The organism is Streptomyces sp. NBC_01717 (assembly GCF_036248255.1).
Classification (GTDB): domain Bacteria; phylum Actinomycetota; class Actinomycetes; order Streptomycetales; family Streptomycetaceae; genus Streptomyces.
Map to the genome: position 1 here is coordinate 9,163,252 of NZ_CP109178.1, position 13,134 is coordinate 9,176,385.

At 68.7% G+C, this 13,134-nt stretch carries 11 protein-coding genes; 4 read left to right on the top strand and 7 right to left on the bottom strand.

Features of this window, described 5'->3' with window-relative positions; genetic code table 11:
• Nucleotides 1–184: 184 nt before the first annotated feature.
• A complete protein-coding gene (locus OHB49_RS41425) occupies nt 185–2,686 on the bottom strand; it encodes a SpoIIE family protein phosphatase (protein ID WP_329166166.1) in 2,502 nt (833 codons plus the stop codon).
• 828 nt (nt 2,687–3,514) lie between these two features.
• Between OHB49_RS41425 and OHB49_RS41430 the strand changes: the two genes are divergently transcribed.
• Complete coding sequence (locus tag OHB49_RS41430) at nt 3,515–3,964, top strand: spore-associated protein (protein ID WP_329166167.1); 450 nt, start codon at nt 3,515–3,517, stop codon at nt 3,962–3,964.
• A 9-nt stretch (nt 3,965–3,973) separates the two neighbouring features.
• On the opposite strand, the gene OHB49_RS41435 is transcribed toward OHB49_RS41430, so the two are convergent.
• A complete protein-coding gene (locus OHB49_RS41435; RefSeq protein WP_329166169.1) occupies nt 3,974–4,135 on the bottom strand; it encodes a hypothetical protein in 162 nt (53 codons plus the stop codon).
• 194 nt (nt 4,136–4,329) lie between these two features.
• Nucleotides 4,330–4,992, bottom strand: a complete 663-nt coding sequence (locus OHB49_RS41440) for an NADPH-dependent F420 reductase (RefSeq protein WP_329166170.1) — start codon at nt 4,990–4,992, stop codon at nt 4,330–4,332.
• A 596-nt stretch (nt 4,993–5,588) separates the two neighbouring features.
• Here OHB49_RS41440 and OHB49_RS41445 point away from each other — a divergent pair.
• Nucleotides 5,589–6,470, top strand: a complete 882-nt coding sequence (locus tag OHB49_RS41445; protein ID WP_329166171.1) for a fructosamine kinase family protein — start codon at nt 5,589–5,591, stop codon at nt 6,468–6,470.
• A gap of 149 nt (nt 6,471–6,619) precedes the next feature.
• Here OHB49_RS41445 and OHB49_RS41450 read toward each other — a convergent pair whose 3' ends face one another.
• The gene (locus OHB49_RS41450; RefSeq protein ID WP_329166172.1) at nt 6,620–7,321 is read right to left on the bottom strand and encodes a hypothetical protein; all 702 of its coding nucleotides are present in this window, start codon (nt 7,319–7,321) and stop codon (nt 6,620–6,622) included.
• Nucleotides 7,322–7,662: 341 nt separating this feature from the next.
• Here OHB49_RS41450 and OHB49_RS41455 point away from each other — a divergent pair, with 341 nt between their 5' ends.
• Both OHB49_RS41455 and OHB49_RS41460 read left to right on the top strand, forming a co-directional pair.
• A complete protein-coding gene (locus tag OHB49_RS41455) occupies nt 7,663–8,601 on the top strand; it encodes a L,D-transpeptidase (protein ID WP_052190206.1) in 939 nt (312 codons plus the stop codon).
• Nucleotides 8,602–8,802: 201 nt separating this feature from the next.
• On the top strand, nt 8,803–9,402 hold the full coding sequence (locus OHB49_RS41460; RefSeq protein WP_329166173.1) for a hypothetical protein: 600 nt from the start codon (nt 8,803–8,805) through the stop codon (nt 9,400–9,402).
• 108 nt (nt 9,403–9,510) lie between these two features.
• On the opposite strand, the gene OHB49_RS41465 is transcribed toward OHB49_RS41460, so the two are convergent.
• From OHB49_RS41465 to OHB49_RS41475, 3 genes are all read right to left on the bottom strand, one after another.
• Complete coding sequence (locus OHB49_RS41465; protein ID WP_329166175.1) at nt 9,511–10,284, bottom strand: SDR family NAD(P)-dependent oxidoreductase; 774 nt, start codon at nt 10,282–10,284, stop codon at nt 9,511–9,513.
• 504 nt (nt 10,285–10,788) lie between these two features.
• Nucleotides 10,789–12,282, bottom strand: coding sequence for a PepSY-associated TM helix domain-containing protein (locus OHB49_RS41470; RefSeq protein ID WP_329166177.1), 1,494 nt, complete (start codon nt 12,280–12,282; stop codon nt 10,789–10,791).
• A 188-nt stretch (nt 12,283–12,470) separates the two neighbouring features.
• Nucleotides 12,471–13,091 carry a hypothetical protein gene (locus OHB49_RS41475; protein WP_329166179.1) on the bottom strand — a complete coding sequence of 207 codons (621 nt, stop codon included), beginning with the start codon at nt 13,089–13,091 and terminating at the stop codon, nt 12,471–12,473.
• Between the last annotated feature and the right edge of the window lie 43 nt (nt 13,092–13,134).

Consider the following 13,134-nt stretch of genomic DNA (forward strand, 5'->3'; position numbering starts at 1 on the left):
GCCGTACCTCCAAGTGAGGTCCCCTGCTGTGCGGCAGATGCTGATGGCCCGGTCGGTACGTGTTGAAGGTCGGCAGTGGACTCGGCGTCCCGCGACGAATCGACCACGCATTGGGACGCGCGGCAAAGATGCTCGGCTGCATGCCGTACGAGGACGGCCGGGACGACAACGCCCCGGCGGGGCCTCACCCGACCCCGACCTCTGCTACAGGCGCACCCTCACACGCACGGGCCTTCGGCATGCCGGGGGCCAGGTCCTCCTCGGCCCAGACGACCTTGCCGCCCGATACCGAGCGGGCGCCCCATCTGCGGGACAGCTGACCGACCAGGAAGAGGCCGCGGCCGTTCTCGTCGGTGGTGCGTGCGCGACGCAGCTGCGGGGAGCCGACGTCGGTGTCGAACACTTCGCAGGTCAGGACTTGATGCTGGATCAGACGCAGACCGATCAGGCCGGAGCCGTGGCGGACAGCGTTGGTGACCAGTTCGCTGATGATCAGCTTCGTGGTGTCCTCGAGACCGTCCAGGCCCCAGTCGGCCAGCTGACAGGATGCCAGGTATCGGGCGTCGCGGACTGCGGTCTCGTCACTCGGCAGCGTCCAGGAAGCGACCTTGGCCGGGCTGATCGAGCGGGTGCGGACGAGGAGCAAGGTGACGTCGTCGCACGGTGCCTGCCCCGGGATGGTCTCCGTCGCGCGGGTGCAGAGGTCCTCCAGGGACCGATCCGGTTGTGCCAGGGCGGCGCCCAGGCGATCCATTCCCACGTCGATGTCGTGCTCGCGGGACTCGATCAGGCCGTCGGTGTACAGAGCGATGAGACTTCCCTCGGGCAGTTCCACCTCCACGGCCTCGAAGGGGACCCCCAGTCCGGTGCCGAGCGGGGTTCCGGTGGGAAGATCAGGGAAGGTGATTCGGCCCTGCGGGTCGACGATCGCGGGCGGCGGGTGCCCGGCCCGCGCCATGGTGCACTTCCGGGTGACCGGGTCGTAGACGGCGTACAGACAGGTGGCGCCGACCACCGTGCGGGTCTGGTCCGGGGCGTCGGCGTCTTCCTCGGCCAGTCGCTGGACCGTGTCATCGAGGTGGGCCAGCAGTTCGTCAGGGGGCAGCTCCATGTCGGCGAGCGTGTGAACGGCGGTGCGGAGCCTGCCCATGGTCGCGGCGGCGTTGATGCCGTGTCCGACCACATCGCCGACGACGAGAGCCACCCGGGCGCCGGACAGCGGGATCACATCGAACCAGTCGCCTCCGACGCCGTGGTCCATGTCGGCGGGCAGGTAGCGTGAGGCAGCCTCGACGGCCGCGCCGCCCTTCAAACGGTGAGGGAGCAGGTTGCGTTGCAGCGCGAGGGCCGCGGTGTGTTCGCGCGCGTACTGGCGAGCGTTGTCAATCGACATCGCAGCGCGAGAGACGAGTTCTTCGGCGAGGAGCAGATCGAACTCCTGGAACGGCACCGGGTCCTCGGTGCGTACGAACAACGCCACGCCCAGCAGGGCGCGCCGCGCCCGGATGGGTACGATCATCAGGGAGTGCATGCTGTTCTCACGGATCTTCTGCGCTCGTGCCGGGTCCTCGTCGATCCACGTGCCCGGAGCGGTGTCCAGGACCGCCTCCAGGTGGGACTTCCCGCTGCGCAGGACGCCGGTGACGGGTGAGGTGGGCGTCACGGGGACCGACTCACCCCGCATCCACGCGGATTCCGGGACCCCTTGGTGGATCGAGGCCAGACCGGCACGTCGGAACGCGGGGAGGCGCCCGTCCATCGGGCCGATGCGGACCGGGGGCCCCTCGCCGAACGGGACCGACTGCTCCAGGTCGACGATGGCGTAGTCGGCGAGCAGGGGCACGGCCAGGTCGGCCAGTTCCTGGCTGGTCTGCATCACGTCCAGGGTGCTGCCGAGGCGCGTACTGGCCTCGCTGAGGATGGCGAGGCGCTCGAGCGCCTGCCGGCTCTCGGTGACATCGACGTTGATGGTGCACACCCCCAGTGCTTGGCCGTCGGCGTCCTGAAGGCAGAAGAACGAAGCCGCCATGGTGTGCTCCTGGCGTGGATTCGTAGACGGCCACGTCCGGTACTGGTGGACCTTGGTGGTGCCGCTGTGGAGTACCTGCCGCATCACTGCCTCGACTGCTTCGGCCTTGACATCGGGTCGCGCATCGGTGAATCGGCGTCCGAGCCGTCGGTCACTGGAAATGCCGTCGTGGCGCTCCATCGTGTCGTTCACCCAGGTGCAGCGCAGCTGCGAGTCACGAACGACGATGCCGATCGGTGCGCGGGTGAGCAGCGCCTCCCGCACCGATCCGTCCACTGCCTCCCTGGAGGGCGTGCCGATGTCGGTCACGGAGATGAGCCACCGGACTGTTCCGTCCTGCCCCCGCAACATCGAGATCCGCAGGTTGATGTTGAGCATGTGGCCGTCTCGGTGGCGCACCGCAGTCGTGCCCGACCAGCCATTTTGAGCACGGCACTGCTCGATGAACGCCGATATCGTCGGCGCTTCCTCGGAAAATGGCAGAACGAGTGCCGTCGAGCGGCCCACCGCGTCCCTGGCGGAGTACCCGACGAGCCGCTCGGCGGCCTGCGTCCATGCGACCACCGTCCCCTGCCCGTCGAACATCGCGACTGCCGACTCCGAGGTCTCATACGTGTTCAGTCGATCACTGAGTGTTACGTTGCCGTAGCTGATCATCGCAGTGTTGCCCTCAGGTAGGTGGGGAGAGGCGGCATGGAGGTGCAGGAAACCGGTGCGCGGACGACTGTGTCGACCGGGACCGACGGGGCGGAATGAAGGCATCAATCCGGCCCGATTTGTACCTTTTGAGTAATGGACCGGACAGTGCTCTGATTTGTGACAGGGCCGCAGCCGTGACTGATGTCAACTCGGTCATCAAGGCCGCCGTCGGGCTGCGAGGAACTGGACATGCCCGCCGTGCCGCTGTGGCCGGACGGCCACGGAGCATGGGTTGGTGAAGATCAGCAGAAACTGCTCAGCCCGCTGGCAAGGCGGTTCGGCTCTGCCGTCAGCTGAGCGCAGAGGCGGCCGAAAAGGGGGGTCTTGACCGGCAACTCGGCCGCAGCGCCACTGGGCCCCGGTTGCACAGGAGGGCTGGGATGGGCGTCCGCTGCAACGACTGGTGCGGCCCTCTGGTGAACCACCCCGTGGCTCGGGGCGACCGACGGCTGCCGGATCGCACTTCCAGCCGTACTCGGCGACTGCGTTCGGGTCATCGGCCAGCGCTGGTCATGGGCGATGACCTTCGAGACGTGCAGCGCAGACTCGAGCTGGGAGGCGAATCGGACGGCCTCGGCACGACCGAGCGGCGGCTTATTGCTGCCGGGCGAGCCACGGTAGGCGGTGCGTAGGTTGCGCCGGTCGGAGGTGGCGCGGGCGAAGGTGGCCTGGGCGACCGCGGTGGAGGAACTTCCTCACGCGATGTGCACCCGGCACAACCATCCTTGCCGCTCGGGGGTCACATCAAGTGGGAGTAAACCGCTCTCGGAGAAACAAGGGGGAAATATGGGAAGCATGCGTAATGTCGCGGCTGTCGGGGCGTTATCCACACTGATGGTGGGCGCCACGGCCGTGTTCGGCACGACCGCCTCTGCCGCGCCCAACGTCACACCGCAGCGCGTCTGCGGCGCCGCCTACAAGACCGTGAACTCGGTGCCTGTCGGCTCGCTGGGTACCGTCTATCTGACGTACAACTCGTCGAACGGCAAGAACTGCGTCGCGACCATCCGTGCCAACCCGGGCACGGCCAAGGACATGTCCACGTACATCTACGTCCCCGACACCGACGAGTGGGCGGGGGACTCCGGGATGTACACGTCGTACGCGGGGCCGGGCTACGTCTACGGCAAGGCGCACTGTGTGAGTTGGGGCGGCAACATCGCCAACGTGTACGTGTCGGTGGAAAACTCCAACTGCGCAGCGCTCAGGGAACACCGGGTAACCGAGATCCGCTGATCCGGCTCATCACCCGGCCGCAAGGTCCCGCGCCGCCGCTACCCGGATTCCGACCGCCGTACCGCTGACGGTTGCCGGGAAGGTGTCCATGAGCCGCAGGCGGGGCGGGATCTTGTAGTGGGCCGGCTCTCCCACGGCAGAGGGGACGATGTCGGCCAGGGGAGGGGCCACCGCACTCGGCCTTTGCCGGGCGCGGGCCCGGAGACGATGACCGAACAACCTCTCCAGGAACATCCCGTGCACCCATTCTGACCTTACGTACCAATAGCAACAGGCGGCCCGAGCAGACGGCTGACACCCGCGCCCTCACTCTGGGCACACCCGGTTCGTGACGCACCGTCCCGATACCCGGCCGCGGACAGTCCTCAAGCCCGGAAGTCCGACTTGCGCTCGGGTGAGGCGTCGGCGAGAGCCTTCGTCACGCCGTCGACGTCGGCGCGGAGCCCGTAGACCGGGCTGCCGGGCTGCTGGCGCCAGGAGTCATCGATGCCACCGGCATCGACGGTGTCGAAGCCGAGTTCGTCGATCAGGGCGCGGACCTTTGCCTTGGAGGTCTCGTCGTCCGAGGCGACGGGCAGCGCGATCCGCTCGCGGTGCCCGGCCGGCCGCGGCATGGCGAGGATGTCCTGGGCGAAGGTGCCGTTGAACGCCTTGACGACCGGATGGCCGAGGTTCTGCTCGGTCCAGCGGCTCTCGGTCAGGCCGTCGTCCTCGATCGCGGCGATCCGTCCGTCGCGCTCCTTGGGGTAGTAGTTGCCGGTGTCGATGACGGCGAATCCCTCGGCCGCGCCGTCGAAGAGGTCGGAGGGCAGGCCGGGGACCCTCCTGAGAGGGATGGTCACCACGACGATTTCCGCGCCGCGGGCGGCTTCGGCGGCAATGACCGGGGTGGCACCGGTTTCCTCGGCCAGGGCAGCCAAGGTCTCGGGGCCGCGGGAGTTGGCCACGGACACGTCGTGCCCGAGGGTGGTGAGGCGGCGGGTGAGATTGCCGCCGATATTGCCTGCTCCGATGATGCCGATCTTCATGAGCTGTCCTTCGAGAGTGGTCCGGTATCCGGTGTCGGCATCCAGCGTCGGTCAGACGGGGCTGCTGAGCGCGTCGAACTCGCCGTCGGTGAGGGTGATGAATGCGGACACCGGTGTGCGCCGAGGGCCGGCTGCGTAAGGCGTGTCCCAGAGCCTGTTCGGCCGATCATGCGATTACTTCATATTCCGTGCTCCGCGGACCGGGCCGGGGCAGGCCCTACAAGAAGCCGGACAGCGCCGCGGCCGACAAGGCGTACGGCAACAGCTCGTGCCGCCGCTACTCGCGGGACCGGGGCATCCGCCACACCATCCCGGAGAAGACCGACAGCCGGACCGCCCGGCTGCGCAAAAGGTCACGCGGTGGACGGCCGCCCGGCAGTGTGACGGCAGCGGTGTGGATGCCGGACAGTTGCTCCCCGCGCCCGCGGGCATGGTCCCAACATCATGTGGAGCCAGCCCAGTTGGGTGCCCTGCTCCCCGCACCCGCCGGGATGGTCCCCCTCGCTACGCGCGGGAAACCCCCAGAACCGCTGCTCCCAGCTCTCCTCGCGGCTGATCTCTGGTCGGTGAACGGGAAAAATGTTATGAATTTGTGGGTGTTGCATGAGGAGATACTTGCGGATCGGCTTCGTGAAGCGGGGTACGCCGCAAAAGAGGTGAAAGAGGCCGTCGGTGGAGTTGTCGCCATCGCGGGTCTGGTGACGCTTCAGGACGGCACCGAGTTATTTGCAAAGACCCTGCTCGGGCCGGATCGGGACATATTCCCGGTTGAATCCACCGGTCTGTCCGAACTCCACAATCTCGGCGGGGTGAACACACCGGATGTGTTGTGTGCCTCTCCGCGTCTGCTCGTACTCGAGAAGATGCAGCCGCGCCGGGACGACGAGCACTTCTGGGAACAACTCGCCTCCATGCTCGCCACCCTGCACATGTCCACCGTCTCCGACCGGTTCGGCTGGCACCGCGACGGCTGGCTGGGCCGACTGCGTCAGGACAACACCTGGGAGACGGACGGCCACACCTTTTTCGGGGAACGGCGCATCCTGCGCTGGCTCCCGGAACCGCTGGTCGAGGCCGCATTCAACCGCGAGGAGCGTCAAGCCCTGGAACGGCTGTGCGCGGCCCTGCCCGAGCTGGTTCCGCCCCAGCCCCCGTGCCTGACCCACGGCGATCTGTGGCAGGAGAATGTCGTCGCCACCAGCGACGGTGCCCCCGTGCTCATCGACCCCGCCGTGTCGTACAACTGGCCCGAAGCCGACCTCAGCATGCTGTGGTGCTCACCGCGAGCGGCCGCCTCGGAGCGTTTCTTCGCCGCGTATCAGGAGATCGCCCCTCTGCAGGACGGCTGGGAGGAACGGATGCCCCTCCTCCATCTCCGGGAACTCCTCAGCGTCATCGCCCATGACGACGACGACTGGGGCGCCGTCGAGGCCGTGCGGAAGATCATTGCGCCGTTCCGGCGGAGCTGCGTCTCCTGACGAGTCGTGTCGTATGCACGAAACCGGCGGCTGAGCGTGGGTCCCACCTCCTCCCCGCGGAGAGCGGACAGCTGGCCCTGCGCCCTGACTCAACCACGTACGCCACGCCGCGGATGTGCCGACTCTGCCACGCGGTTCTGCCCGGCGGTCTACGCGGGGACAAGGACGGTAAGCCATTCCGCTTCACGTGGCCGGTACCCGTAACGATTCCTCAGCCCCGACACGATTGCCGGGACGTGGCCGGCTCCGTAGACGATGGCCACCCGGATCGGCTCGTCGCCGCGCTCCGCGTGGATCTCGCCGAGCGCGTCGAGCAACCGCTGGTCGCGCCGATCGCTCATCGCGTGCTCCACAGGGTCGTCGGCCATCATCTCCGCCCGCAGCGTCGACGGCAGGTCCTCGACCACCAGGTCTTCATCGAGGAAGGCGCGCGGACCGCGCAGCGCGAACACCAGGCCCATCACGGGAGCCGCGACCATGAGCAGCAAGTACGTCCACCGCGGCAGTGTCTTCAGGTCCGCGATCGCCTCCGCCGCGGTCACATCCGGATTGATAACCTGCACGCCCTCGGGAAGCAGCAGCTCTTCGCGCTGCTCCTGCAGGCCGTTGCGCCGTCGGCGTGGGGCGAACCGGTAAGCAAGCGTGAGGGCACTCACTCCGACCGACTTCCCTCGGATTCCCTCGACGACTATGAGGTCGCATTCCCTGAGCCTGATGCGGACCTGGGAGTAGAACGTCGGTGAAGCCACATGCACCATCGGGAAGATCACGAATTCAAGTGGCGTCCCCGTCCGCCTCATGGTGATCACAGCAGATCGGACGGCATACCCGGTCACCTCGATGATCTGCATGATCCCCCCCGCGAACCTCGCCCGGTTTCCCTTCCACCCGTACCAGGACACGAGCCCGCCCAGAGCCGTGGTTCCCTCACGACGCAAGCTGCCGCCGGACTGCCCAGACACCGCCGCGACACCACCCGGCCGCTTCGGCGGCCAGGAACGTCTCCCTCGTCGTCCCGATCCGGCGGTGCGCAACGAGACTTGAGACAGGTTTTACGCGACGCACGCAACTGCGGCCCGCCCCGTGGCCGTCTGACAGTGAGTCGGGTCCGTCAGGGCTGTGGAGCGAGAGAGCGGGGCAGGTCGTGGGACGGCGCAAGGGTGGCATAGGGATCGCACTCGTCACGAGTGTGATGCTGGTGGGCGCGAGTGCCTGCGGCGGGGGCGGCAGTCATAAGGCGAGCGGGGACGACGCAAAGGCGTCGGACAAGCCGAGCGCGAGTGTCTCGCCGTCACCGACGAAGCCCGCGGGGCCGCCGATGCTGCTGGAGACGATCACGCCACAGACGGGAACCACGGTCGGTGTGGGTATGCCGATCTCGGTGATCTTCACGAACCCGGTGGCGGCCAAGGCGCGGGCCACGGTGGAGAAGCACATGAAGGTGAGCGCATCGCAGCCGGTGTCCGGGGCCTGGCACTGGTTCGGCGACAAGCGCGCCGACTGGCGACCGAAGACGTACTGGCCCTCCGGTACGACGGTGAAGATCGACGCCGACATGAAGGGCGTCAGCAACGGCAACGGACGTTACGGCGTGCACGGCTACACGCACACCTTCAAGATCGGTGACGACGTGCGCGCGGATGTCTCGGTGACCGGCCACACCATGAAGGTGACCCGGAACGGCAAGGTGGTGCGCACCCTGTCGATCAATGCGGGCAGCGCCCAGTATCCGACGTGGAACGGCACGATGGCCGTCATCGACAAGCAGGAGAAGGTCCACATGACCTCCTGCAGCGTCGGCATCAGCTGCGACAAGGGCAGCCCCAACTACTACGACCTGACGTTGCCCTGGGACGTCCACCTCACCCAGTCCGGCACATACGTGCACTACTCGACCGGCGACCCGAATCCGGGCAGCGGCAGCGCCCGCGGCTCGCACGGCTGCGTCCACCTGTCCCTGTCGGACGCCAAGTGGTTCTACGGCCAGGTGAAGCAGGGCGACCCGGTCACCATCACCGGCTCGCCCCGTGCCAAGGCGCCGGCCGACAACGGCTACGCCGACTTCAACCTGGGATGGGACCAGTGGCTTGCGGGCAGCGCCTCCGGGGAAGTGACGTCCGCGACGCTGTGACACGCTGCGGTGGCGGCGCCGGTCAGCACCCGATGATGTTGACCGCGAGGCCACCCTCGGGCCAGGCGTGCCCCCGGCCTGTGGCCCGCGCGGCCGACCAGGTGCGGGCTATCCGGGCGAGGCGCCGGGCCCGTACGGCATGGTGCCCAGGGCCGCGGCGTCCCGCGGCGGATGCTGATGCCTCCCCTGCAGGAGAGGCCCGTGAGTGATCCCAGCCCCCGAGTGACCCCGAGGCCGGCATCCGTCGCAGCAGGCGATGACGTTCCCGCTCCCGGGGTCGTCGGCATCGGACTCGCCGCGGTGCTGACGTTCGCGCTCGCCCAGGGCTCGTGGCAGTGGTTCGCCACGTTCATCGGGGTGACGCTCCTTGCAGTGATGATCGCCTTCCAGCGACGGGCGGAGTGGACGTCGGACATTCGCTCGGCGTACATGCGCGGCCTGGTCGCGTACGCCCTGGTCGTCGGCCTGTGTGTGGCGATCGCACTTGCACCCCTGCTGCAGCGCCGGGCCTGGCTGTTCCCGATGCCGGGCACGCGCAGCGAGTGCGAGCTGGCGGGCAGGTACGAGGCTCTCCAGGTGAAGGCCGCGCTGGGGAACCTGGCCGGCAGCGACGGTGCTGCCCTGGCGTTCGCGCAGGAGGTCCAGGCCCGCAAGGCCGTTGCCGAGTGCCTGGCGGGCACGACGACTCTGTGGCTGCCCCTGTACGGGCTGGGGGCGGCGGTGCTGGTGGGGGCAGCTGCGTGGCTCCGCGACAGGGCGCGGGCCCGAGGCCGGGCCGGGCACGGCTCCGCCAGCCGCTGAGCTCGGGGTGCGGGCCAGGGCGGCCGGTTCGTCCGATGCTGCACGGGGCCAGGTTGCTCACACTGCCCTTCACCGACTCAACGGCCCACGCCTCGGGGTGTGCCGGGGTCAGGGGAAGATGGTGGGAACAAGCCCCCCGTCAACACTCAGCGCCGCGCCGGTGGATGCCGACGCCTGGTCCGAAGCGACGTAGGTGATCAGGCTCGCTACCTCCTCCGGCCGGATCAGCCGGCCCAGCAGGGAGGTGGCCGCACGACCGTCGGCGACGAACCTGTGCTCCTGCTCGGCGCGGTCGAGGCCCGGATAGAGGTTGGCCCACATCTCCAGCACTCCGTCGCTGAGGGTGGGGCCCGGCAGCACGCAGTTCACCGTCACGCCGCTACCGGAGACCTCCTGCGCCATGCCGCGCGACACCGCGAGCTGCGCCGTCTTGGTCATGCCGTAGTGGACCATGTTCGTCGGAGTCTGGATCCCGGCCTCACTGCTGACGAACACGACCCGGCCCCAGCCCCGGGTGACCATGCGCGGTGTGTAGTGGCGCGCGAGACGCACTCCGGAGAGGACGTTGACCTGGTAGAAACGCAACCACTCCTCGTCCGGGATCTCGAACACCGGCTGCGCGGCGAAGGTTCCGGTGTTGTTCACGAGGATATCGACATCGGGCAGCTGCTCGATGAGGGCGGCGGCGCCTTCCGCAGTACCCACGTCGGCGGCGATCCCGCGCCCGCCCAAGCGGTTCGCGGCTTCGGACACCCGGTCGGCGTTCCGGCCGTTGACCACGATATCGGCGCCTGCCTCGGCCAGGGCCCGTGCCGTGGCCTCCCCGATCCCGGCGGTCGAACCGGTGACCAATGCCGTGCGTCCGCTCAGATCGATTTTCATTGGTGGAATACCTTCTTCCCTCTCGCAGGTGACGACTCGCTCCGGGTCCGGCTCATCGACGCGAGCGCGCTACTCGGATGATCGCCAGGGAAGGCGGGACCATCAGACCTGGCCCTCCCCAGCGCCGGCAGAGCGTTGCCCAGGCTGCACGTCCTGACAGGCCATCAAGTGCAACGAATGCCGGGGTAAGCCCGTAAGTACCAGAGCAACGACTGCGCAGCTTGCAAGTACGCGTGTCCCCACAGCAGCAGACCACGACCCGCCTGCCAACGCTGTCGGCCGGTACGCCGCCCGTGTCTCACCCGTGTGCACGCCGTCCGCTCAAGGGATGATCAGGAGCTTGTCCAGGGCCTGGCCCGGGATATGCAAGCGGCCTTCGTCCGATCACGTGCTCCGACCACGGTGCACTGAACAGAACGAAGAACCGCCACAGCGAACTACCGACTCCGGCCCGGCACGATGCGTGCCGGGCCGGAGGCAGATGGTGTCTTCCCGGCTTCGGCGTTACGTGACGCGGCCTCGCCGGACGAGCCCGGCCGCCACGTCCAGGATGAGGAATGCGATCAGCGTGATCCCCAGAACGGGCAGTGCCCAGCCGAGGGCGGCGACGGCCGGGATGCCGATGATCAGCACCGGCAGGGGCAGCTGCCGCCACGTACCCCGTGCCGGGGCCTTGCCGAGGACCGCGGTGCGGTCGTCACGCATGGGGCGGCGCTGCCACCACATGCGGTAACCCCACACGATGACGAACATCAGGCCGAGCGCGATCAGTGCCAGCAGAACCTGGTTGGCGAGGCCGAAGAGCAGGCCCATGTGGCCTTGGACGCCGAGCTTGCTGAGCTTGGCCAGGGCGGGATAGTCGGTCCACCGGCTCTCGGCGGTGACCTCGCCCTTGGCGGGGTCGACGGCGACCTGGTCGTAGTGCACCGGCCAGCGGTTGTCGGCCTGAGCCACGGTCCAGGCGCTCACCGCGTCCGCGGGCGGCGTCAGCTCCACCCGGCCGCCCAGCCCGGCGTCGCGGGCCACAGCGAGGACTGCGTCGAATTCGGCCGGGTCCGTCGACGCCGAGTCGTGGCCTGTGCCGTGTCCGGCGTGTCCCGCGTGCTCACCCTCGGTTGTTTCGGCCCCGCCGGGCAGTGTGGTGACCAGCTCGGCCGCGTGGCCCTTGGCTGCGTCCAGCAGCTGCCCGAAGTGGTCCCCGGCGTAGTGGGACCAGGTCAGGCCGGTGGCGCTGAGGAAGAACAGGCCGATGGCGAGCCACACGCCGGTCGCCGCGTGCCAGCTGCGAGTGCGCCGTACGCCCCGGGCAGAGCGATCGGGCAGCAGAACGCCGCGCGCCGACTTGGCGCGCTGTCCCCGGGCGCGTCCCAGCCACAGGACGAGCCCCCCTGCGACGATCACCCAGAGCCAGCTCGCGGCGACCTCCGAGTAGAGGCGGCCGGTCTCGCCGAGGTGCAGATTGCGGTGCAGGTCGTCCAGCCATGTGGTGAGAGGCGTCGAGCCGTACCAGGTCGTCAGTTCGCCCTGGACCTTGGCGGTGTAGGGGTCGACGAAGACGGTGCGCTGTTTGTCGCCCAGCTCCGGCAGCGACAGCACCACCCGCGTGGTGTCCTCCGGGCCCGGCGGGGTGATCACCGAAGCCAGCGTGCCTTCCGGGTGGGCGTCCCGGGCCGCCGCGATTTGTTCCGTGAGCGGGCGCGGCCCGTTGCCGACCTGCTCCACCCGGAGCTGCTCGCCGTAGACGAGCTGGTCGAGCTGAGGGGTGAAGGTGTAGGCCAGCCCGGTCAGCGCGGCCACGAGCAGGAAGGGGGCGACGAATACCCCGGCGTAGAAGTGCAGCCGGACGAGCAGGGCTCGTACGCCCCTCCACGAAGGACCTGGCTGCGAGGGGCCGGTTTCCGCGGCGGGCGACGGCTCGGTGGGGCCGACGGTTTCCGCCACGGCCATTACGGCCTCCTCGCGGTCGTCTCTCGGTGCTTGTTCCTGTGTTGAAGACATGCGTGCATCCCCAATCGGCACCCGGCGCGCAGGGGCGCGGGCGCCCACGAAATAGACGATTCGGTCCGCCTCAAAGGCGGTACGGCGTGACACGGCTGCCGCAGCCGAAGCGCCCGAAGGCGCCGGGCAGGCGGTGCGTGCGGGCACGCCGGACTGCGCCCGTCACCGCGACGGAGCGGGACGGACGGTCAGGAGCAGATCGTCGGCTTCGGTGGGCCCCGCCGCGTGACGCTGTGCCCCAGGGCCGGCTGATGGGGCAGGCGCGAGGGGATGTGGAAGGACGCGGGGCTTGCGGGGACGGGGGGTGTACTGACGGCGACGTGGACGCGCCAGGCCCGATGCAGGGGAGCGAAGACGAACAGGGCCAGGGAGCGGGCGAGTTGGAAAGCCGCGGCCTCGCCGCGCCAAAGCCACAGCCCGCTCAGCACTGCGGCGAGGGCGTGGGCGGAGGCCATGCCGGTGGACCAGCCACCCATGGCTGCGGAGGTCATGGGCATCGCATCCATGGCCTGATGACCGACAGTCATCCCGCCGGTACTGGTGGGGGCGGCGGCGAAGGCCTGGGCAAGGCTGAACCAGCCGTGCAGGGCGAACTGGGCCACTACCGTGGCGCCTGTCACCGCTGGGGCACCGCGCTCGCCGCGTCCGGCCACCCACCAGGCTCCGGCGGTCGTGGCGGCGAACGCATACCCCACTGCCCAACCCGGCACCGTTCGTGACATCAGGGCGTGGCCAAGACCCGTCGCCGCCACACACACGGCCGCGAACACCGCGGCACGCGCGAGGCGGAAGGTGGGCCCGGACGTCATGAGCAGCAATGGTGCCATTCATGACCTGGATAGGGACAGTGCG

Excerpts from the sequence above, each read along its gene's own strand:
- OHB49_RS41425 (WP_329166166.1), bottom strand. The coding sequence starts at position 2,686 with ATGATCAGCTACGGCAACGTAACACTCAGTGATCGACTGAACACGTAT.
- OHB49_RS41430 (WP_329166167.1), top strand. The coding sequence starts at position 3,515 with ATGGGAAGCATGCGTAATGTCGCGGCTGTCGGGGCGTTATCCACACTG.
- OHB49_RS41440 (WP_329166170.1), bottom strand. The coding sequence starts at position 4,992 with ATGAAGATCGGCATCATCGGAGCAGGCAATATCGGCGGCAATCTCACC.
- OHB49_RS41450 (WP_329166172.1), bottom strand. The coding sequence starts at position 7,321 with ATGCAGATCATCGAGGTGACCGGGTATGCCGTCCGATCTGCTGTGATC.
- OHB49_RS41455 (WP_052190206.1), top strand. The coding sequence starts at position 7,663 with ATGCTGGTGGGCGCGAGTGCCTGCGGCGGGGGCGGCAGTCATAAGGCG.
- OHB49_RS41465 (WP_329166175.1), bottom strand. The coding sequence starts at position 10,284 with ATGAAAATCGATCTGAGCGGACGCACGGCATTGGTCACCGGTTCGACC.
- OHB49_RS41470 (WP_329166177.1), bottom strand. The coding sequence starts at position 12,282 with ATGTCTTCAACACAGGAACAAGCACCGAGAGACGACCGCGAGGAGGCC.
- OHB49_RS41475 (WP_329166179.1), bottom strand. The coding sequence starts at position 13,091 with ATGACGTCCGGGCCCACCTTCCGCCTCGCGCGTGCCGCGGTGTTCGCG.